General features: G+C 42.1%; 19 protein-coding genes. 5 read left to right on the forward strand and 14 right to left on the reverse strand.

All coding sequences use genetic code 11. The features are described from left to right. Positions 1 to 191 precede the first annotated feature (191 nt). The 4 genes from AC07UV_RS18780 to AC07UV_RS18795 all read right to left on the reverse strand — a co-directional run bounded on the left by AC07UV_RS18780 (position 192) and on the right by AC07UV_RS18795 (position 5701). Positions 192 to 1202 carry an NAD-dependent epimerase/dehydratase family protein gene (locus tag AC07UV_RS18780; RefSeq protein ID WP_282254372.1) on the reverse strand — a complete coding sequence of 337 codons (1011 nt, stop codon included), beginning with the start codon at positions 1200 to 1202 and terminating at the stop codon, positions 192 to 194. A 64-nt stretch (positions 1203 to 1266) separates the two neighbouring features. After that, entirely contained in the window at positions 1267 to 1893 is a 627-nt protein-coding gene (locus AC07UV_RS18785; RefSeq protein WP_282254373.1) for a Crp/Fnr family transcriptional regulator, read from the reverse strand. Between the two features lie 326 nt (positions 1894 to 2219). Continuing rightward, positions 2220 to 4847 (reverse strand): carboxypeptidase-like regulatory domain-containing protein, encoded by a 2628-nt coding sequence (locus AC07UV_RS18790; RefSeq protein ID WP_495184853.1) that lies wholly within the window; start codon positions 4845 to 4847, stop codon positions 2220 to 2222. Between the two features lie 8 nt (positions 4848 to 4855). After that, positions 4856 to 5701: a GLPGLI family protein gene (locus AC07UV_RS18795; RefSeq protein ID WP_495184854.1), complete on the reverse strand. Its 846-nt coding sequence runs from the start codon at positions 5699 to 5701 to the stop codon at positions 4856 to 4858. 186 nt (positions 5702 to 5887) lie between these two features. On the opposite strand from AC07UV_RS18795, the gene AC07UV_RS18800 reads away from it, so the two are divergent. Both AC07UV_RS18800 and AC07UV_RS18805 read left to right on the forward strand, forming a co-directional pair. After that, entirely contained in the window at positions 5888 to 7552 is a 1665-nt protein-coding gene (locus AC07UV_RS18800; protein ID WP_495184855.1) for a sensor histidine kinase, read from the forward strand. Between the two features lie 19 nt (positions 7553 to 7571). Continuing rightward, positions 7572 to 8267 (forward strand): response regulator transcription factor, encoded by a 696-nt coding sequence (locus AC07UV_RS18805; RefSeq protein ID WP_495184856.1) that lies wholly within the window; start codon positions 7572 to 7574, stop codon positions 8265 to 8267. Positions 8268 to 8294: 27 nt separating this feature from the next. Here AC07UV_RS18805 and AC07UV_RS18810 read toward each other — a convergent pair whose 3' ends face one another. From AC07UV_RS18810 to AC07UV_RS18845, 8 genes are read right to left on the reverse strand one after another with little or no spacing between them, the layout of a single operon-like run. Then, positions 8295 to 8852 carry an LURP-one-related family protein gene (locus AC07UV_RS18810; protein ID WP_495184857.1) on the reverse strand — a complete coding sequence of 186 codons (558 nt, stop codon included), beginning with the start codon at positions 8850 to 8852 and terminating at the stop codon, positions 8295 to 8297. Further along, positions 8740 to 9303, reverse strand: coding sequence for an FEKKY domain-containing protein (locus AC07UV_RS18815; RefSeq protein ID WP_495184858.1), 564 nt, complete (start codon positions 9301 to 9303; stop codon positions 8740 to 8742). The genes AC07UV_RS18810 and AC07UV_RS18815 overlap by 113 nt, the downstream gene beginning before the upstream one ends. Further along, positions 9300 to 9908 (reverse strand): hypothetical protein, encoded by a 609-nt coding sequence (locus AC07UV_RS18820; protein ID WP_495184859.1) that lies wholly within the window; start codon positions 9906 to 9908, stop codon positions 9300 to 9302. The genes AC07UV_RS18815 and AC07UV_RS18820 overlap by 4 nt, the downstream gene beginning before the upstream one ends. A 24-nt stretch (positions 9909 to 9932) precedes the next feature. Beyond that, positions 9933 to 11015, reverse strand: coding sequence for a DUF1266 domain-containing protein (locus AC07UV_RS18825; protein ID WP_495184860.1), 1083 nt, complete (start codon positions 11013 to 11015; stop codon positions 9933 to 9935). A 22-nt stretch (positions 11016 to 11037) separates the two neighbouring features. Then, the gene (locus AC07UV_RS18830) at positions 11038 to 11475 is read right to left on the reverse strand and encodes a hypothetical protein (protein WP_495184861.1); all 438 of its coding nucleotides are present in this window, start codon (positions 11473 to 11475) and stop codon (positions 11038 to 11040) included. Between the two features lie 7 nt (positions 11476 to 11482). Continuing rightward, entirely contained in the window at positions 11483 to 11887 is a 405-nt protein-coding gene (locus tag AC07UV_RS18835; protein ID WP_495184862.1) for a hypothetical protein, read from the reverse strand. A gap of 22 nt (positions 11888 to 11909) precedes the next feature. Then, positions 11910 to 12527: an SIMPL domain-containing protein gene (locus AC07UV_RS18840; RefSeq protein ID WP_495184863.1), complete on the reverse strand. Its 618-nt coding sequence runs from the start codon at positions 12525 to 12527 to the stop codon at positions 11910 to 11912. A 19-nt stretch (positions 12528 to 12546) separates the two neighbouring features. Beyond that, positions 12547 to 12879: a magnetosome magnetite crystal formation protein family gene (locus AC07UV_RS18845; protein WP_282254387.1), complete on the reverse strand. Its 333-nt coding sequence runs from the start codon at positions 12877 to 12879 to the stop codon at positions 12547 to 12549. A 244-nt stretch (positions 12880 to 13123) separates the two neighbouring features. Here AC07UV_RS18845 and AC07UV_RS18850 point away from each other — a divergent pair, with 244 nt between their 5' ends. The 3 genes from AC07UV_RS18850 to AC07UV_RS18860 are packed head-to-tail and all read left to right on the forward strand — an operon-like array spanning position 13124 to position 15999. Next, the gene (locus tag AC07UV_RS18850) at positions 13124 to 14944 is read left to right on the forward strand and encodes a helix-turn-helix transcriptional regulator (RefSeq protein ID WP_495184864.1); all 1821 of its coding nucleotides are present in this window, start codon (positions 13124 to 13126) and stop codon (positions 14942 to 14944) included. 51 nt (positions 14945 to 14995) lie between these two features. Next, on the forward strand, positions 14996 to 15583 hold the full coding sequence (locus AC07UV_RS18855; RefSeq protein ID WP_495184865.1) for a Crp/Fnr family transcriptional regulator: 588 nt from the start codon (positions 14996 to 14998) through the stop codon (positions 15581 to 15583). A 59-nt stretch (positions 15584 to 15642) separates the two neighbouring features. Further along, complete coding sequence (locus tag AC07UV_RS18860) at positions 15643 to 15999, forward strand: DUF4406 domain-containing protein (RefSeq protein WP_282254393.1); 357 nt, start codon at positions 15643 to 15645, stop codon at positions 15997 to 15999. 134 nt (positions 16000 to 16133) lie between these two features. Here AC07UV_RS18860 and AC07UV_RS18865 read toward each other — a convergent pair whose 3' ends face one another. Together AC07UV_RS18865 and AC07UV_RS18870 are read right to left on the reverse strand one after the other, a co-directional pair. Continuing rightward, positions 16134 to 16814 carry a DUF421 domain-containing protein gene (locus AC07UV_RS18865; protein WP_495184866.1) on the reverse strand — a complete coding sequence of 227 codons (681 nt, stop codon included), beginning with the start codon at positions 16812 to 16814 and terminating at the stop codon, positions 16134 to 16136. 49 nt (positions 16815 to 16863) lie between these two features. After that, on the reverse strand, positions 16864 to 19038 hold the full coding sequence (locus AC07UV_RS18870; protein WP_495184867.1) for an ATP-binding protein: 2175 nt from the start codon (positions 19036 to 19038) through the stop codon (positions 16864 to 16866). Positions 19039 to 19153 lie beyond the last annotated feature (115 nt).

A 19153-nucleotide genomic window follows, 5' to 3' on the forward strand; every position in this document is an offset into this window, starting at 1 on the left:
ATTGAAACAATAGCTTCTTTGAGAAATAATCAAATAAAATTAAATACATAACGCTTATTTAATCTTCAAATTAAAAATTAACTATTGCAGCACTAATCTTCTGATGGCTGGTCAAGAACCCTCGAGCCAAAGATATAATCTCAGACGCCATATAAAATCGATCTATGATGCATCTTTTGCTCAGCATGGCGCTAAAGCAGAGTTTTGTGTTCCATCAGATATGCCAGGGCTTCGGTGACTGCCTGTACGCTGCTTTTGGGGTTAAATCCTAGTTCCGTTTTTGCCTTAGAAATATCGAAATCCTGTTGAAGTCCTGAGAACATCGCAATATCTTTTGTCGTGATTATGGGTGGCTTTCCTTTTAGCTTCGCTGACAACTGCATCAATCCCGCAATTCCATAGAGCATAAACTTGGGAACAGAGGCTGGAATACGTAGATTAAGCCCAGGGTATAGTTGTTGCGCTATTTTGGTCGTATCAGTGATGCGCAGACACTTTTCATTTGCTAGTATGTAACGATCCCCCGATTTCCCTTTCGTGGCGGCGAGGTAACAGCCTTCGGCGACGTCTTTGACATCCACCCAATTGAGTGCAATATTGGTGTCGACGGGAATCTGTTTGGTTAATATCAATCTTAAGATATCATAGGAAACATTCAGGGGAAGAGTAGCTTCACCGCCGATCATGGCACTGGGCATTACGGAGACCAATTCGACACCCAATTCCTTTGCCAATTTGAACGCTAGCCTTTCCCCGTCATTCTTCGAATTGTAATAGGCATCCCTGCGATCCGGATTGTAACCGTTGGATTCTTTGGTGGGCGTGTACGTATAGTCCAGTGCAGCTATGGAGCTTACATAAACGATTTTTTTTACACCTGCTTCAGCGGCAGCTTCAATGGTATTCCGCGTCCCCTGCATATTCACTTCGTAGATCTCTTTTTGTGGATCTTTGGCCCATAGTTTAAAAGCGGCACCCACAGCATAGAAAGTTTCGACACCCTGTAACACATTTTTAAATGCGGCTTTATCCATGATGTCTGCCTGAACGACTTCGCAATTCAGCCCTTTTAGACTGTCGCTGCGACTGATATTCCGCACCGATGCGCGTACTTGAAAGCCCTTTCCTATCAATAATCTGACAAGGTTATTACCTAAATGCCCGTTCGCTCCGGACACCAATACTAAATTTTTAGTTGACATGTGTGTAGATTTTAAATGTTTCAGCAAAGTTCTGCCCTGGCGATTTAAAACCACTTCACAAATGTTACCTAATGATCCGTTTACGGATGCGGCTCAAACTTTTGGGGTTCATGCCCAGAAAAGAGGCAATATATTGCATCGGTACGTTGTGGAGCAATTCCGGTTGCTCGGCTATCAGTTTCAGATAACGTTTTTCAGCTGTAAGTGTCGCCAGTTCCTTCGCTCGTTTCTCATTGTAGGATAGCGACTGTTGAAACACATAGATACTGAAATCTTTAAATGCAGGTGATTGTTCAATTAAAAGATCAAGATTCCTTTTGTCGATTCGCAGTAGTTCACAGTCTGTGATGCACTCCAAATTTTCATCCGATCGGGTTTGATTGTTGAAGTTTACAAAAGAAGTGATAAATCCCGGTGGACAGTTGATATGGGTTGTTACCTCATCCCCCTTATCGTTATAATGAAACAAGCGGACAAAGCCCGATACAACGAAATACAGATAGGCGGGCACCTTCCCCTCCTCCTCGATGATATGGTTTTTAGGAAACTTTACCGGTTCCAGATGATGTTGGCACATATCCTTTTCCAGACTTGAAAGTGTGACTTGTTGTGTAATTAGTTCAATAAACTTTGTATGCATTTCCTGCCGATTATTTTCTTTTGCAATATAGGGAATAAATCCGTGTACCATAGCGCTCTTTTTCTGGAATAGAACCCACCAAGATAACTGGAATCCAACACAGGAGAAAAAAGCCAGGGTATTTAGTTATGCGATAGATCGCGATGGCGTTCCTTACGGACAAAATCAGATTGTCCCAACCAACTATCCAGTTACACGACAATTGATCTCATTGGTTAATCCCTAAAAAATAACTTATAGCTAATCTGGCAATTTCCGCTTTTGGCGATCTCGCTTAGTTTAATAGCAAAAGGCTGACTTGCAAAAAATGTAAGTCAGCCCTTTTTGTATTACTACGCTTTTTAAACAGTGCAGCGGGAGACGCTTCCTCATACGTATTAGAAAAGAAAACTATATTTTAATACCGACTGGAAACCACGTAATGGAATGGTTTGGCGGTTTTCCAGGTTCGGAGTCAAACTGTAACTGGAATATATTTTTTTATTAAGGATATTATTGATGTTGAGTTCCAGGCTATGTTTACTTTTAAGAGGTTTATAGCGGATAGATGCGTCTAGAAAGCCATTGGCGATGGGATCAAGCCCGCTACTTTGATAACTGCCATAACTCCAGGTTCCCTTCACAAAGAGGTAAGTGCCAACAACATAAAGCATTCCTAAGCTATGTGTATTCGATGTATATTGGTTGGAACTCCGCTCCGCTTCACTTTTTAGTCGATTTCGAAAATCGCTATAGGTATACTGATAGGATAATGTGGTGTGGGAGATGCCCTTATATTCAAGCCTTGGGCTGACGGTTATTGTCGTGCCAGTGGCTGCAGCAAATTGACCATTCAAAAATTGATTGTATTTGTTTTGATTCGCACTTGCATTCAACCCCAGATAAATCCCCTCTTTCAATAAGGATTTAGACATACCCAATGTCAGCGCATTACTGCTCGTCCGATTGTCATAGGGCATCAACTTACTGATAATGCCCTGCTGTGTCACATCCTGACCGACTAAATAATCATTTTGTGTCCGCAGATGTGATGCTGTTACATTCAGGTAAAATAAGCTGATTGGTCGTTCGATAGCATAACGTAATGTATACGCTTGATTTGATGTGAAATACAGTGGTGCAGCGAAACTTTTTATTTCCCTGAAATTACTCAGAATCGGGTACGGATAGAGCTGGTCGAGATCCGAATTTTCCTGATTAAAACGTAGGGACAATAGGAAATAATCTCGATTTGGTAGATAAGCCTGTAGGGAAACGGAAGGCGTAAACAGTAGTTTCTTCGTCTCTGTGGTTGACCCCGCATGGCGATCTGTAATATCCCATGCGTTCCAGGTCAAGGGAAACGCGCCAGAAAGGATAAAGTCTTTATTTTTCCAATCCAGTTTCACACCAGCGGACATTTGCTGTTGTTGCCAGCGCAGATTGTTGTCGGGAAACCTTTTGTTATCAAATACAGCCCCATCTTTGACCAAGTCTAATGCCGAGTTCAGTTCTTTATTGAGGTAATTCAAACGGGCAAAATAAGTGCGTTTTAAGCGTGTATTATTACGTGTATAGGCCACTTGTATATTACCATTGGTCTGTGGTAAAGAGACAGTTTGCCGAACAGCATCATAGGGCTGATTTTCATTTAAATAATTCGCCATTACACCGGGAAATACCTCCAAGCGATCTTTATGCCATTTTTTCGCCAGATCCAGATTAAAAGTGATCAGATCCTTGTTTTTTAATTTGGGCGTATACTCCATGGATTCGGATATAAAATTCAGCTGATCCCGCCCCCATTGGTCATAGCGTGCCCCATCATCGAGTAACCAGGTGTGATGGTTTTGGTTTTCGGCTTTAAAATCGATTATATTTTTCAAATAATACCGATTATCGTTGCCTTCCAAGGTGAAGCTGCCACGCCCATAAAGTGGTTTTTTTGTCGTATTATAATAATTATTATAAGTGACCTGACTGCCATCGGCCAAAAGATATCTTTGTGTACCATCGCTACTGAGCTGCTCCCGGTCGGCCCACAGGTTGCCATTCACACTAGAGCTCCATGCCTCGGACCATTTATAAAATTGATTGGTGTTAAAGGCGACAGATCTATTGTTGTAATATTTGTTTGTCGGTACTGAGGGCGTTGCCGCTGCAATCGGTTCGGTCAGGTTGAATGAGTTGATGGATTCCACATCATTGTTAATACGCTCACCAATTGAATTATATTGCAGTGTATTGAGGGTTTTGTACTTCTTTTTGAAGCTCATGGCATTCCCATTGATAAAGCCATCGATTGGTGCGGCAATACCAACAGTAGCTTCACCTGACCAGATCATTTTAGCATCTTCGTTAAGAACAAGATTTAATGCGACATCTTCGGAGTTGCTTACCCCCTGTTTGACTTTTTTATGTTCATGATTTTGCACAAGTTCAACGTCTTTGACCGCTTTGGGTTGTATTGTTCTAGTGCCAACGCCATAGCCATTCTGAAAGATATTGTCCCCATCGACGTACATCCGGCTGACGGTTTTGCCATTGTGCTTGATGACGCCGTTGTCGTCAACCTCTATACCGGGCATGCGGCGCAGTACATCGCCGATGTTCCTGTCTTCTGCAGAAACAAAGTTGTTGACCGCATACCGGGTGGTATCACCGGCGCGCCGTACCGCCAGAGGTTTACTCTTGACGGTAACATCTGCCAGCTGAATGGACTTTTTAACGAGTTCAAAGTCCACTCTCGGACTTTGGCCTTTATAGTCCTTACGGACTTTCTCATACGAAATATGGCTGACCTCGATCCATTGAACTTTGGACATTTCTTCTTTTGTCAGGTTAAATACATACTGTCCCGTACTATTGCTTCTGACGGTATGGAGGCTGCTGTTGGCGTAGCCAATGACGATAGTCGCATAGGGTATTGCCTGTTTGTTGCTACTGATAATACCCTCAATTTTCTCCTGCGCAAAAGTAAGCGTGGACACCATGGTCAAGCATAGGCTACAAAAGATTTCTTTCATCAGAATCGTTATTTGATCGTACGTTCAACAGGATTGTTCAACTGAAATTTTTGTTTATTTTTCCCGCTTTCTTTCATCAACGCCTCGGCTTGTTCCTGCGAGATTTCCCGCCCGTCCTGCGTCTTGAACTTTACGGTAGCACCAGCAGGTAATTGAGCCATCATCGCTCCCAGCTTGTCCGCTTTACTGTTTTCCATCGCCTTGCGGTACTTTTCATAGGGAAGTTCGGGTAGTTTGTCGATCTCCATCAGGGGCATCTTGTCTGCGACCTTATCCAATCCAGCATAACGAAAGCGAACTTCATTGGTCAAATCTTTGGCTTCAAGGATGGCACCCGGCAAGCCATTTAGCTTCCAGGGGCCTACCGGGAATGGGATTTCTTCGGTAAACCAGGCTTCATAGGTACGACCACCAAATTGCCCTATCGCTTTGATACATCCATATCCTCCGATATCCCGCTTTTCTTCGGTGATGGCCCAATCTATTTTATAGTTCTTGTTGGGGTACACTTTATACAATTGACCGAGCATCGTCACTAGGCAAGGGCTCTCCCCCGTTCCGAAAGGTGTGTACAGATTGACCAATCCATCAGACTGGTCAATAGCATCCATACTGATATGAAGTGCCCCCTGTTCTTTATTTTTTTCCATGGGCGCCATTGAATAGAAGGCGTTTCCGTTACCGATATATAGGTACATGGAACGTGTAATAGGAGCCTCCTTTTTTGTGCTGTCAGCGATATGTTCAAAATCATACTTAATAAACATATTCACTTGATTGTCTTGAGCAAATAGCCCTTGGACAAAGAGAAAAAGACCGATAATAGCGGTCAGCGAAAACTTTGTTGTGTTCATTTTTATTACTTTTATATTGTCAGTGGATCAAAAGTAGAATGCAAGTCGAGCTTCCATTCCAATTGCTTTGTTAAATACTGTTAACCGGAAACGGAATTGTTAACTACTGTTAAGTAATGTTATGAACTGTTAGCAGATCCCTCTTTTTCGTAGATTTTAGCTAGCATTGTAGCTGAGAATTTTATTATGACTACACACAGGAAAACACGCGTTATCATTGCCTTACTAATCGCTAGCACGATAGCTGTTATTGTCATGCAGGTGTTTTGGCTGTCCAATGCCTTTCGTATCAATCAGCAAAAGGAGAAGATCATGATACAAGGAGCCATCAAAGATGCCATAGATGTCGTTCGTCTCAAAACATACTTCGGTATTGATAGCTCCCTCTCCAAGGAACAATCGTCCATTCTGCGTGCCATGGGGGGGATACTTGACCAGGTCTCCAATAATGAATTGAAAGGCGTTCAGATTCATCGGCAGATTACAAAGGATTCAACGACGAAGAAAAGCTGTGATACCTGTACAAACGCCTCAAAAAAGACGACCCATGAATTTCGGATGGATATCGCAGAAACTGGCAAGGATGTCGAGAAAAAGCTGGTCGATTCGATCTTAAGGGCAAATCATACGGGCAAACTCCCTAAGCATGTAAAAGTCACCACGCGTAGCCTCAAAGACACTTTCGTTCAACTTTCTTCAAAGGGCAATAAAGGAATAGGTACCGCATTGGCTGATACAGCATTGGCAAAAAAGCCGGAGAAGCCATCAAAGTCTATCGTTGCTCGGCAGTTTAGTGGCTCGGCCGTCAGGGTTTATGCAAACGATACCGAATCCACACAAAAAGACGTGGATACGCTTGCTATTGGCTTATTGCTGGACTCATTGATAGGCACCAATTTTGAGGAATTACAATTGAAGAATCAATTTAAAGTGTCCTTTGCTACTCTTGCAGATAGCGCAAAGCAATCATTGGATTCAGTCGCTCATTACCTCTTGTTGAGAAGTACCATCAGCCCCACCTACAGTGCAGTGATTAGCGTAGAGCCGGATCTGTTCACAAGCTTAGATGGCATGAAATGGCTACTTTTCGTTTCTATACTTATCTTGGGAATGCTATTTTATACTGCGCTTGCCCTTATTAATTCCTTCAATCGCGAGAAGCAAATGACCGAGATTAAGAATGATTTTATCTCAAATATGACCCACGAGTTCAAAACACCTATCGCCACAGCAAGTCTCGCGGTAGAGTTGATGAGCAAATTTGGGATAAAGAATAACCCTGAAAAATTGGATGAATATCTCAATATCTGCGGTGCCGAACTCAAGCGTGTATCGACCATGATTGAGACCGTACTTCGGCTAGCACAGGATAATCCATATATTTTGGAAAAAGAGTCCACCGATCTCAGCCAGATGCTGCATGATTTTCAGCGTCAGACAAAGCCCAAACTTGATGAAGCGAAAGGAACGTTGACAATAACAATCGCAGATGATTTTCCGGCTGTAGAGGTGGATAAGACCCATTTGGAAAACATTCTCTATAATCTGCTCGATAATAGCCTTAAATATAGCCGGCAGGCACCTGTTATTCAGCTCCTTGTCAGCCTGGATAAACAGTACTTCCGGTTATCATTTAGTGACAACGGCATGGGGATTCCAAGGGATTATCTCGACCGTGTATTCGATCAATTCTTTCGGGTACCTATGGGCAATGTGCATGCGACCAAAGGTTTTGGCTTAGGCTTGTCCTATGTAAAAAAAATCGTGGAGCTCCATGACGGTACCATTCAGGTGGAGAGTCAATTAGACAAGGGAACGACATTTGTCCTTTATATTCCAGTTAAATCTTAATTCGTTTGTTATCATCCTTATGAGTAAAATAAAAGTATTATTGGCCGAAGATGAACCCATGATGGGCAAGCTGATCAAGGAAGCCTTAGAACTCCGAGACTTTGAAGTCGTTTGGGCTGTGGATGGTCTCAAAGCGTTTTCCTCCTTCTGTGTTGCACGGCCTGACATCTGTATCTTTGATGTGATGATGCCCTACAAGGATGGATTTACCTTGGCGCAAGAAGTACGTGGACTAGCCAGCGAAGTTCCGATTATATTTTTGACGGCAAAGTCGACAATTCAGGATCTGGCCACAGGCTTTGAGGTTGGTGCCAACGATTATATCAAAAAGCCATTCAGCATGGAAGAATTGATTATTCGCATGCATGCGCTCCTCAATAGGCGCTCTTCCTTGAAACAATCTCCTAGCAGCCTGAAGGAAGAATATGTCATTGGCAAATTTCATTTTAGCTTCAGGAATCTACAGCTTAGTATAGGCAATAAACAGCAGATACTATCTTATAAAGAAGCTCAATTACTGAAACTATTGGTTGATCATCGGGATGCTGTACTCGACCGCAAGGTAGCGCTGGACTATGTTTGGGGTGATGATAGTTATTTCAATAGCCGGAGCATGGATGTTTTTATCAGTAAACTGCGTAAGTTTTTGGAAGGGGATCCCGCGATTAAGATTGTCAATATCCGCGGCAAAGGCTTTAAGTTGGTTGTTGGTTGACCTGTCTGTTGAGATAAAAATTAATTTTTATCGATTAGGTACCCATTCCCTATTAAATCGCTTTGCCTGTAGTCCCATATAGCCTAGATTGATGGTCAAAACATCCTCGCCTTTGTTACCGCTACTGTAGTTATCCAAGATAAGGCAGAAGGAAATAAGCAAGTCAATATCAGCGTTTTCGTTGCTCGTGATTCGATAGGTATCTCCTTCCAGCCAGGTAATCACACCCTTTTGCCACCAAGCGATCTGATCATGGTCTTTATAAATGGAACACTTCCTGCCCCGATGGCGATATATGTCGTATACTGCATCCTTTGTTGCACATTGGAAGTGCGATCTAAAATAAGAGACTGTTTTAAAAGAATAAATTAGGCTTTCAGAAAACGAAATAACATATTTGGCCTTGATCCATTGTAGACATTTAACGATCCTTATTTTAAGCCTATTATTATCTGCGCCCATCACCAATATTTCAGGTTTGAGCTGGAGCGGTTGTTTCGAAACGACATAGGTTAATACATTGTTTATGAAAACTTTGTATCTGTCGCCAAGTGAAAGCTTCTTTTGATAAATATCTATAATCATAGCAAATGAACTTTGTTTTGAGTTTCAGCGCATCGATCCGCTTTATCTCGTTGTTTATCCTTGCGCTATTGTCAAGCCCTATTTCTGCAGAATTGTTTAATATGCTGTCCAATATTCTTACTTCTTGATCAAAACGTTGCCGCCAGTATCGACCAAACTGTTTTTCCAGCAGCTCAAAATATTTTTCATTATGCTGTTCATACCTTTGCTTTTCGCCCGGTATAATTTCGCAGCCACCTTCAATGCGTTCATACCGGATACCCCATTTTTTGATGGTACTGTCCAATGCGCGGTAATATCCCTCCGGAGGCAGCTCACCCTGCCGATAATCTATCCATTTTAAGCTGCTGTCTCCACCTTTTCCTGTCGCTGTATTATTCCGGGCGGTTTGTGTTCCATCGCAGGAGAGGAAAAGAAAAAACAACAGGCAGAAGTAGTATCGTATTTTCATATGATTTCCAAAACTGTATAGTTTGATAAATCTGTTCCTAAAATCCGTGGTTTTATTCGCCACATCATGGTTCTGTTCTGAGGATTCCCTTCAGTCAGATCTTTTCTCAAAAACGAAAAAAGGTAAATATTATTTTTAGGAAATACAAGTTCATCATCCTGAACGATAGGGTTTTCATTTAGATCTTCCGCCATTTTCTTGACCAAATTTAGTGGGCTGCTGTAAAAGATCGGGATCTGTTTAAAATGAAGTTGCCCTGCCCTATTATCAGCAAAGATTTCGGTCAATTGTTCGTTTTCATATTCCAATGTCAATCCGGTTGTCATTCGATGTTGCATCAAGACAATACCCCGCTGGTCATTCGCATTTGTTGCTTCTAACGCTTCCATGACAGTTTTCAACTCGGCTTCGGTAATAAAGTCTTTTAGTAAGTTGTACGTATCCAAGACATGATCTTTCATGTCTGCGGGATTATGTTCTGAGGTAACTTTGCCTAAAAATTCATCAAAGGCAGCGACCTGTAGTCTCCTCATCCGAAATGTCACTTTTCCTAATCCCACAGCGGGCAACAATTCCCAATGACTATTGTCAGTTTTTTCTCTCATGTTTGGATCAACTATCAATATGTTCTAACGCTCATTATTATCCTGCTGAAAACCCTTGATCTCCTTATGCTGATTTTTTCGTGTTTCAAAGGCGACAAATTCTTCACAGGCATTTTGGATAACTTCGGGCAGAGGCTCCTCATTTTTACGCCAGCTAATTTTCTTTATTGGCCAGTCGCAGCTTTCGTTGTAAGATTTATGCGCTTTCAGCTTTTCATTGGTCAGTCTAAAATCGTTGCACCAATAGGCATGGCCCAATCTGAAATTCGTATAGAAATCGTCCAGGCTGTCAAATAACGTATGGGCATAACCTGATGTTCTTAATATATTGTTCCAAGCCGTTTCTTCGCTGATCAATCCGGCCATAAATGAGGTCCGGGATAATTCAATGACCCGGTTTAGGTCAAATCCCCAGAGCAATTGTGGTGGTCTGTTATCCTTTCGTTCCCAACAGCTCTCGACATAAGCCTCGGGCAATTGAGTGAGGGCCGCTATCCTGCGCTGCATATTTTGTCTGGCCTCTACTGGCATCAATGCCTTATCGGCGGCAAAAAGCTGACTGTGCATGCCGTTAAAAAGCCGGTCAATGGTTTCATGATAGGACTGTGCCGACAGTACACCCCAACTTTGGTCATTGCCCGCCAGCCGTTCTTCTTTGCTGGTCACAATAAATGTCCTGAAATCCTTCACTGCCGCCCCCCTGGCTTCACAGGGCCAGTACTCCAGGGTTTCGATCCACTCCCCATGTTGATAACCATCTGGTACATCCAATTGCAGGGCTTCCCGTTTCTCCTGCGGGAGCCAGTCGGCACCATACAGTTGGTAATACCGCTTTTGCTCCTTTATTCGTTTACGGGTCATTTTCCGAACTAAAAAACTGCCGAGTAAAGCCCCCAAAGCTAATGCAAGCACAATGCCGCTATAGTACATCCAGGATTGTACCTTGTTTATTTCCCGTAGCCTGTCCAGCACAGCATAGGTAATCACGACGACCACAGCAGCGAGTACAAAAGCTGCCCATCCCGAAACAGTGGCATTACCATCCTGCGGATTATACTTGGGGCGGGCGTCCTTTTCGCCCGGTTGATTCTGAATAAATTCTTGCATATCTGTTGTTTAAAACTTTTCCCTACCGCGTTAAAAAATAAGTTTGCGTGTAAGTGATACCTTCCGAACTTGCGGTATTTCTAAAAGTCAGCTTGTTAGCCGTTAGTTCAACAATCGTTTGTTCATTCTCCCATAACAAGAGTTTATTATTTGCTTTCACTTCGTATGGAAACTCATCCTCACCCTCGGCGTTTGTTTTTACACGACCATTGGCGGAAAAATCGAAGTAAATATTTTTAGGATCGTTGTTAATGACTTCAGGTGGCTCATTCCCAGTTTTTGTTTCCTCTATAAATTCCACCAAGTTCCAACGTCCCAGAATTTTCTGCCGCATGACCTGTACGGTTTTATCTTCCTCACTGCCCCCCTCCTGATCTGGACTGTCTTTTTTACAGGCGGTACCTAGTACAAGGACGGCAATTATAAGGAATATAGGTACTAAAAATTTATTGATTATCATCTACTTGCTATTTTCTTAACTTAATTGTGGTTGTATATGTTATGTCGTCCTCTTTTTCAATACTGCGCATAATGAAACTTGTCTCGGTCAGCTCTATGATCGTATAGGTGCCACCATCAATATCGATTTCAGCTCCATTCAGCTTATAATCATCCTGTCTTTCATCGGAACTATTGATGACATAATATATTGTTCCATCCTGACGGAAATCAATATAGTCCCCCATTTCTCCTGGCTTTGTTTTTACCTTGGGGGGATTTGGAGGTTCAAGCGTTTCTGTAACCTGCGAGACAAAGGTCCATTTTCCCAATATCCTTTCCGATATAGGTTTATCGGATATTTGATCTTTTTTACAGCCTACCATACTGAAGGTGAGCAGCAAAACGAAAAGATTAAAAATTGTCTTTTTCATCGGTCTATAATTTGTTTTCTATCTATTCCACATGATATTTTAAAGAGAGGTAATAGTACCTGTCATCCTTGGGCTGGTAATAGGCTGTGTCCTCCACCTCATCATTTGTGGTGGAATAATCGACTACAGCTTGTAATGGCCCCAATTTTTTACCGATGGCGGTAGCCATTTTTTCTGCACGTGCTTTTCCGTCGGCAAAAGCAGCTGCGATCACCTTTGAAAAATCTTTCACGGGCAGATAGTTCACCCTCCGGGTGGTAATGGATTGCGTACCGCTTTTATCCACCATCAGGTTACTCAACTTGATGATATCGCCAGGATCCGTTGTTTCAAAACTGAACTGGCTGCCTATAGCACTGTACTGTGTAAGTGCAAAGGCCAGTTTATCTTCTTTAAATCGAGTGACATCAAGACCCGCTGCTTTAACCTTTTCAAAAAAAGCTTTCTTTACTTCTTCAAAAGGCTTTTTCTCTTCGGCATAGGCAAGCTCTTCGGTAATCATGATGTCTAGGATATAGGACTTAACGGTTCTTTCAATTTTTGCCATACCCCTTACTTCTATATAAGGCTTTTCGGTACTTTGTCCGTAAACGCTGCAGGATGTTACCATGGAAAGCAGGAATACAAGGATATTTTTCATGACATTTTTAAATTAAAACTTAGTGTAGAAAACTGAATCTTTTCTCAAAAAAACTTCCGATTAGCGGTACCGGTTTCATGACTTCATTCGATGCATTGATAATACCCAAGACCAAAAGAATCAGGGGAACAAGCGTGAGTAAAGAAAAGATACCCGATAAGGTCGGTATGACGGTGACCAAGATTCCGGTGATGACCGAAATAACGATACTAAAAATAAATACACCCAGGCTTTGCTCCAGATGATAGCTTACGTAGGCATCTTTTTCTGTTCGATTTTTATAAGAGAAATAAGCGATCAGCCAGCCAATGATGGTGATATAGGATACGATTGCAGTGGTTTTGTTGTCCATAAGATAAAATTTAAAATGAAGTTCTTTTTATACAAAGGTGCTATCGAATGCCTATATTCTCAAAGGATATGGCCTCTACAAAGTATCTACAAGTGAAAAAGAATAGCTCTATAAACCCTCTACAGCGCTGTTTGATCTATTTATCACCCCTGTAGACCCTGGGGATGAGCTGCATATTATGGATTATGTTGTATTTTTATGAACAAAGAATTTTGAAAATTACTATTCCATACCGCGAACTGTTATGAAGATCTCTATAAGCCTCAGCCTGATCTTACTTGTATTTTTCACCGCATTAAAGCCGGCAGGTGCACAATCGCGTATTGAGGATTCACTGCGGACTATTCTTCGTCAGCCGGATCTGGCCACTGAAAAAAGAGCCGTGGCACTCGCGCAGCTTGGCCGAACCCTTTACGAAACTGATCTGCCTGCCGCTTTAGCTTCGGCAAATGAAGCCTTGCGGTTAAGCCGCGGACTTTCCGATGGTCAATACGCTGCTTTTGCATTAGCTACATTGACCTATCTGAATGTACAACGGGATAGTCTGGTACTCGCACAACGGAATATCGATAGCGCATTGATCTATAGCGCAACATCTACGGATAAGGTTGTCAATGGCTATGTATGGTTAAGAAAGGGCTGGTTGGAATATATCGTTAATCAGCCGGATAGGTCCACCGCCAGTTTGTTTAAGGCACTTAAGGCCTTGGAAGGACAACCTGCGGATGCTTATCGGAGCTTGGTATATCATTACTTAGCAAGTATTTATGGAGACCTCAAAGACACCGGAAAATTAAAGACATATACCCAATTAAGCCTTCAATCGGCGTACCGCTCGGGTGACCCGGATATGATCTGTAATGCTTATCTGGCTGTTGGTTCCTCTTTCCTGAAGGATTTTAGACTAGAACCATCGAAAAGGCAATTACTGGATTCCTCGATTTTCTATAACCAACAACTGCTCCAGTTGTCCAAGGCACAATCCGGCAGGATTATCAATCATATCAACAGCGGTGCTGCCGCCCTAAATCTGGCCAATATTTATTGGGAATTCTTTCCGAAACAGTATAAAGATAGTGTTGATAAATACATCAACTTGGCTCTGATCATTGGTCGAAAGTCTGGTCACGAGGAGATCATTGCCAATAGTTATGGGATATTGAGCGAGTATGAGCTGGCAGAAGGCAACTATGAGGCGGCAGAAAAACTTTTTTTACTGGGACTCAGCGAAGTAGAAAGCCATGTTGGCAGCAGCTTACAAGTCAGAGCTTCGATGCTAAAGGGCTTGGCTTCAGTAGCCGAAAAAGCGGGCGATCCTGTTAAAGCTTTGGCTTACTTCAAGCGGTATATGCAGTATGAAAGCCAAGTCTATGACGCTGGAAAAATGGCCATTGCTCAGCGGCTTGAAGTCCAATACGAGGCCGAGAAGAAGGATAAAGAACTGGAACGGCTGCAAGAGCGGGCAGCTTTTAACAAAAAGCTCAATGTTATTTACATCGGACTCATTATCGCTGGTGCTCTTGCACTTATTTTTCTTTTCCGCTCCTACCACTTTAGGCTGAAATCATCTATTCAACAGGAAAAGTTGCAGGCAGAAGAAGCTGCGCGGCTTAAAGCAGAACAGGAACTGTTGCAGGAAAGGCAAGACAGGCTCCAAAAAGAATTGCTGGCCGGCAATCTGCAGGTAGAGCAAAAAAATGAGCTTCTCCAGACGATGCGCGATAAATTGGCTGACCATCCAGAATATGACATGCTCAAAAAACAGATGGAGCGCATCCTCAAGGAAGACCTGCGGATGGATGAAGATGTTGAGCATATCAAGAGCAGTATAGTCGATATACATCCTGATTTTTTTAATCGGCTGCAACAGCTGGCTGATAGCAAGCTCACCCGCCTGGATCTAAAGCATTGCTCCTATATCCTGATGGGGCTTTCCAACAAAGAAATTGCCAATCGGCTTGCGGTAGACCCCAAAAGTATTCTGATGGCACGCTATCGGATCAAACAAAAGCTAAAGCTGGATAAAGAAGATAGTCTGGACCTTGCCATACAACGACTGGGCTGAAGATGAAAAATTAACCGCCGGAATCCAAAGAAATTTGTAGATTGAGCATTTATGGAAGACCGGTCACTTTTAGAAAATATCAATAGACACATCACGCTTACGGAAAGCGAGTGTTCGTTGTTTTTATCCCTGCTCAAGAAAAAGAAAATACCACGAAAAAACAAGCTCCTGACACAAGGGCAATTGTGCGATTCGATCTATTTTGTTGATTGCGGTGCATTGCGGGCATTTTATTTGGATGTATCGGGGAGAGAATCCACGATCATGTTTGCTATAAAGGATTGGTGGGTGACGGATATGTATTGCTTTATAAATACACTTCCCGCCATGTTGACCATAGAGGCTATTGAAGAGAGTACGATTTACCAATTGAAGAAAAATGATTTAGAAAAGTTGTATCAGACGGTACCGCAATTTGAACGTTTTTTTAGGATTTTGATGCAAAATGCATATATCCGGGAACAATTGCGTGTGGTGCAAAATCTTTCGATGACAGCGGAAGAACGCTATGATATATTTATCGGAAAATATCCAGAGGTTGCAACCAAGGTAAAGCAAAAGCAGATCGCTTCGTATTTGGGTATTACGGCTGAATTTTTAAGTATGATCAAGCGAAAAAAGTTGGAAACCTTAAACTAGTTTATTTTTTTCTATCTAATAAGGTCGTTATTTAGCATCAACTAACAAACGTAAAAACTATGCTTATTTTAATTGCAGGCCCCTATCGTGGTGGCACCAACGATGATCCGATTTTGATGAAGCGGAATCTAGACAAGCTCGAATCTTTTGCGCTGGACATCTTCAGGAAAGGTCATATTCCTTTTATTGGCGAATGGATGGCCCTTCCACTGATAAAATTGGCTGGATCAACCAAGGTCGGTGATCAGCAATGGGAAGAAATTCAATACCCTGTTGCACATCGGATGCTGGAAAAATGTGATGCTGTATTGCGTATACAAGGAGCATCCAAAGGTGCAGATGAAGATGTGCGGCTGGCGAAAGAAAGAGGATTAAAAGTGTATTATGATATCGCTGAAATTCCTGTGGAAGGCTAACACAAACTCATTCAAATCATATTTAAATCGGAGTTGGACATTTACCACTCCGATTTGAGTTTATGAGCACTTTGGATAGCTGTAGTATGGGCATAGGCTTAGAGCTTATGTCATCGATTATCTGACCAGATTCTCTAAACTCGTTTGCTATTTATCGCCTGAGCCCATTTCGTCCGTTTGCATCGCGGGCATTGCGGGCAATCAGTACTTACATGAGATAAGACATTTCCGCAATACATGCATGCAAATGGTCCATCATTTACAGAAATATCAACAGACCTGTAGGACGAAGGAAAAATTGGCAGCCCATATTTGGTATCTTCATCGGTATAAAAAAGTACACTGAGGGTGCCATCAACCTCCAATACCCCTTCCCTAACTTGACCAAGGTGCTCGATATTCAGATTTCGTAGTTCGGAAAAGAACTCCATACGTGAAAAAGTATTGTCATTCTCATGTTTGATGTCAAATACACCATCTTTAACAACTGGCAACACTTTGCCCTCTAGCAACTGAGCCACCGTTTCCGACTTTGATGCGATCCAAGTGATAGCTTTATAAATTGCAATTACGCAGATAAAAACAACAACGGCATGAAAAATCGGGATATCCTCCTGGAACATTGGATCCCCGGCCGCAGATCCTAAGCCTATTATAATTGCTACCTCAAAAAGTGTTAACTGCCTTACACCTCTTCTTCCAGACAGGCGTAGTATCGTTAAGATAAGCAAAAACATGATGGCCGAACGGAGGCCTATTTCAACAAGAAATGATGCATCTATGCCATCGGCGAAAATCTTCTCCAAATCAATCATAATTCAAGAACAAGTATGTGGCATATTCGTTTTGAGTGAGATACTGTTATTATCCTTTGAATTTAACGCAGAACGTTGTACCTACATCCAGTTCACTTTCGACGGTGACTTTGGCAGAGAGGCGATCGGCGATACGCTTGACGATAGAAAGACCGATCCCTGATCCTTCAAAGCCTTGGGAATTGGGTAAACGTTTAAAAATTTCGAAAATATAGGCCTGATCTTGAATATCCATGCCTATACCGTTGTCTTTGATATAATAATGAACTGAATTACCTTGTTTTTCACTATATACCTCAACCTTCGGCTGATCTTTCTTACTGCTATATTTTATGGCATTCCCGATCAAGTTTAAGAACAATTGGTAGAGCAGTGTCCTCTCTCCCTGAATCGCTAAAGTCTGCCCTAAAACAAACTCCAGGTCGGGAACGTCAAATTGTTGTTTACAGCTTTCCAAGATGTTTAGAATTTTTAACCGAGGGTCTATCAGTTCTGTTCTGAACGATACATAATTGGATTGTGCCAATTGGTAGACCTTATCCATCATTTCGGTCATCAAAGTTGTTGCATCCATAATATTGGTTGCCATTTTGCGTAACATATCTTTGGGTAGATCGTCCTTTACTAGCATCATCTGTGCTGCAAGCCTGATGGATGACAGTGGATTTTTGAGATCGTGGGTTAAGGTGTAGCCGAAAGTATCCAACGCATTATTTGAACGCATAAGTTCCTTATTGAGCTGGGCGATCTCGCCCCCTCTTTGCGCAATAGCTTGTTGCGTTATATGGGCGACTTTTTCCACAAAAGACAGCTCGGACTCTTTCCATTTGATGGATTTGCCCTTCATGATTTCGCGCCATGCTTCGAAAGAAGTTCGCGGTGATGGAAATTCTACTTTTCGTTCTGGATCATAGTAGTATATTTTCTCTGGTTTACCTGCCCAGACGTCTTCGTACACATGTTCTTTTCGGAAGAGAAACATATACCATTTATTACTAGGGAGGATATTTATTCGAATAATCCCAGGGAATATTGTGGATTGTATATCTTCAACTAGATCATACACAAAAGTAGATGTAAAAAAAAGATCATTGGCTTCCTGTTGCGCCAAATGATGATCAATTTGTTTTTGAAATTGTTCCGCTGGAACCTCACCCCAAGTACTGGAGCCACGGTCATGTTTGATCATAATTCCATCGGCTCCTGCGATGTCCATGATCTGTGGTGCAAAGCGCTCAAGCACGACTGCGATATCATTATTGACCAGCAACTCGGACTTCATGTCGCGCTCCATCACGCCCATGATTGTCTGTGCAACAAGGTTCTCTTTTTGATGCTCCGAAAGGTAATAATTTATAGCGTATTGTGTCAAAAATGCACATAAATGACGTTGGGCAAGATCCACATTTAGTGGTTTACGATTCTGGCAAGCCACCAGTCCCCAAAGTTTACCCTCGATAACAATAGAAAAACTCGCGCTGGCATGTACACCAGCATTTCGTAGATATTGCAAATGTACAGGAGACAACGCTCTTAGGCTACAGCGTGTCAAATCTAGCTCAGTAGCCTCGCGTCCCTGCACGGATATCGCAGGCGCATCAATATCGGCTACATGTCGTGCTAGAAATTTGGTGTACAGTGCCCGTGCCTGGGCAGGAATATCAAATTCGGGATAGCGGTACCCCATGAGTGATCCCATATCCTCAGCCAAAGATTCGGCAATTACCTGTCCACTATTGTCTTCTTGGAAACAATAGACCATGACACGGTCAAAACCAATGATCTGTCGGATCAATACCGTTAACGACTGCCAGGCATTTCCATGTTGTTCTTCTAGATATTTGGCATAATAGAATAAGCGGGTAGCTTTTAATTGATTTTCATTGCAGATTTCAATTTCAAGATATGTTTTCCTGTCATATCGATAGATACTCAGATAATAATCGACATCCTTGATACGGATCCGCTCCACAAAACGGACAAATATTTCTCCAGTGATCTGTTTCTCAATCTCTTTGAGATCCCATTCTACCTCTGATGACAACAAAGAGAGTGTCCGATCCATGGGTAAACCCAAAATCTCCTTCATTGGGATAGCTAGAATCTCAATAAGGTTTTCACTTGCAGCGATACATCCGCTGTCATCAAAAATAAATAGGAAACCAAAAAATTGAATTTTACCACATAGGTGAATCTCTTCTTCGTGACATTCCAACTGCCGCATAGTATTAATTTTTAGTAATTAAATCTGCTAATAATAGGAAATCCCACACCCCTCATCAACCAAATCATATTTAGGCTAATATATCAAAAAATACTTGTCAAAATCTAAACACACG

The sequence above is a fragment of the Sphingobacterium sp. GW821-FHT03E03 genome, assembly GCF_059420745.1.

Excerpts from the sequence above, each read along its gene's own strand:
- AC07UV_RS18780 (WP_282254372.1), bottom strand. The coding sequence starts at position 1,202 with ATGTCAACTAAAAATTTAGTATTGGTGTCCGGAGCGAACGGGCATTTA.
- AC07UV_RS18785 (WP_282254373.1), bottom strand. The coding sequence starts at position 1,893 with ATGGTACACGGATTTATTCCCTATATTGCAAAAGAAAATAATCGGCAG.
- AC07UV_RS18790 (WP_495184853.1), bottom strand. The coding sequence starts at position 4,847 with ATGAAAGAAATCTTTTGTAGCCTATGCTTGACCATGGTGTCCACGCTT.
- AC07UV_RS18795 (WP_495184854.1), bottom strand. The coding sequence starts at position 5,701 with ATGAACACAACAAAGTTTTCGCTGACCGCTATTATCGGTCTTTTTCTC.
- AC07UV_RS18800 (WP_495184855.1), top strand. The coding sequence starts at position 5,888 with ATGACTACACACAGGAAAACACGCGTTATCATTGCCTTACTAATCGCT.
- AC07UV_RS18805 (WP_495184856.1), top strand. The coding sequence starts at position 7,572 with ATGAGTAAAATAAAAGTATTATTGGCCGAAGATGAACCCATGATGGGC.
- AC07UV_RS18810 (WP_495184857.1), bottom strand. The coding sequence starts at position 8,852 with ATGATTATAGATATTTATCAAAAGAAGCTTTCACTTGGCGACAGATAC.
- AC07UV_RS18815 (WP_495184858.1), bottom strand. The coding sequence starts at position 9,303 with ATGAAAATACGATACTACTTCTGCCTGTTGTTTTTTCTTTTCCTCTCC.
- AC07UV_RS18820 (WP_495184859.1), bottom strand. The coding sequence starts at position 9,908 with ATGAGAGAAAAAACTGACAATAGTCATTGGGAATTGTTGCCCGCTGTG.
- AC07UV_RS18825 (WP_495184860.1), bottom strand. The coding sequence starts at position 11,015 with ATGCAAGAATTTATTCAGAATCAACCGGGCGAAAAGGACGCCCGCCCC.
- AC07UV_RS18830 (WP_495184861.1), bottom strand. The coding sequence starts at position 11,475 with ATGATAATCAATAAATTTTTAGTACCTATATTCCTTATAATTGCCGTC.
- AC07UV_RS18835 (WP_495184862.1), bottom strand. The coding sequence starts at position 11,887 with ATGAAAAAGACAATTTTTAATCTTTTCGTTTTGCTGCTCACCTTCAGT.
- AC07UV_RS18840 (WP_495184863.1), bottom strand. The coding sequence starts at position 12,527 with ATGAAAAATATCCTTGTATTCCTGCTTTCCATGGTAACATCCTGCAGC.
- AC07UV_RS18845 (WP_282254387.1), bottom strand. The coding sequence starts at position 12,879 with ATGGACAACAAAACCACTGCAATCGTATCCTATATCACCATCATTGGC.
- AC07UV_RS18850 (WP_495184864.1), top strand. The coding sequence starts at position 13,124 with ATGAAGATCTCTATAAGCCTCAGCCTGATCTTACTTGTATTTTTCACC.
- AC07UV_RS18855 (WP_495184865.1), top strand. The coding sequence starts at position 14,996 with ATGGAAGACCGGTCACTTTTAGAAAATATCAATAGACACATCACGCTT.
- AC07UV_RS18860 (WP_282254393.1), top strand. The coding sequence starts at position 15,643 with ATGCTTATTTTAATTGCAGGCCCCTATCGTGGTGGCACCAACGATGAT.
- AC07UV_RS18865 (WP_495184866.1), bottom strand. The coding sequence starts at position 16,814 with ATGATTGATTTGGAGAAGATTTTCGCCGATGGCATAGATGCATCATTT.
- AC07UV_RS18870 (WP_495184867.1), bottom strand. The coding sequence starts at position 19,038 with ATGCGGCAGTTGGAATGTCACGAAGAAGAGATTCACCTATGTGGTAAA.